Raw genomic sequence first — 1,189 nt, 5'->3', positions numbered from 1 at the left:
GCCGATTTGCGGGGACGGCCCGACGCACCGCGAGGGCCGTCCACGCTGCTCGGGTTACCATATCGATGAACTCCTCGAAAGGCCACCACCAGAGGCGACGCCCGCCTCGGCGGGGCGTCGCCACGTATTCCCAGTGCAAATACCGCCAGACGTTTTGGATCAATAAGCTGAGAACTACGAATAACAGCCGTCTCGCCGGATCTTGTGTTGTTGTCGAGATGAGTGTTGCCTCGGAGAGGCGGTAGCTAGCCTCGATCCCAAACCGTTTGCTGTAGTGGGATCTGGCTTGTGAGGGTTCAGTGATGAACGGCGCGTCGACGGCGTAGCCGTGACGCGCCACTCCGTTCTCTCCATATCGCCCATTCTTGTAGGTACAGTCGATTAGCACTGGGAATTCGACTGTCCATTCGTGATCCCCAAAGGACGTCGTGAGATCGTGGGCGATCTCACGACTCCAGCCAGTGGCCAGTTCACGCTTGATCTCCTTGCCCCACGAAATGACCGGGACGATGTACGCGAAATTGTGTACTTGCAGCAGTGTGAGACACTTCCCGTCGTAGAAGCCGCTGTCAAGATAGACTGCTTTGACGCCAAACTCGAAGTGTTCGAGAAGTCCAAGAAACTCAGCGAGGACGTCGCTGGCGGTATCGCCGTCTTCGAGACGGCGTACCGCCAGCGTATATCGTTTGTTCTTCACGCGCGCGTAGAGTGTCGCGTAGGCGTGGAACGCGGTGGTACCTGCTTTGGCTTCGTTGTAGTAGAGGCCGTCTGTATCGTCTTCATCTCCGTAGTAGGGCCGCAGGTGGAGGTCAGCGACGACCTCCACCTGCTGAGGAAGTGTCTCAAGCAAATCTCGTTGGAGGAGAGTATCTTCGATAGATTGGACGGCTTCGAGATCGAAGTTGGTCCGGAGATGATAGAGCACGTCGTTAGCTGAGGGAGCGTCCTTGCTCTTTCCGCAAAGCGAGGAGATCGAGGTCCCGTCGGCGGTCGCGCCGACGAGGACCTCGAAGATGTCCTCAGCATCGACTGTAGCATTGTCGCCGAGGTCAAGAACAACTTCCTCGTCAAGTCGGTTGACGAGGAAGTTAAGGAGCTGGTCCTCGTGGATTTCACTGTCTGCTTGCTTGTTGGAGTGCACATCCTCAGCAAGCAGACGTTCTAACTAACCGGCTTTGTGATGTACTGA

General features: G+C 56.5%; 1 protein-coding gene. It reads right to left on the bottom strand.

Annotation, left to right across the window (positions count from 1 at the left end; translation table 11 throughout):
• Positions 1 to 1,141, bottom strand: a 1,141-nt coding sequence (locus tag LPA44_RS17985) for an ISH3 family transposase (protein ID WP_230890849.1), incomplete at its 3' end; no start/stop codon positions are given.
• Between the last annotated feature and the right edge of the window lie 48 nt (positions 1,142 to 1,189).

The organism is Halobacterium sp. KA-4 (assembly GCF_021028995.1).
Classification (GTDB): domain Archaea; phylum Halobacteriota; class Halobacteria; order Halobacteriales; family Halobacteriaceae; genus Halobacterium.
The sequence above is the reverse complement of the archived record's forward strand: the minus strand, read 5'-3'. Positions and strand labels throughout refer to the sequence as shown.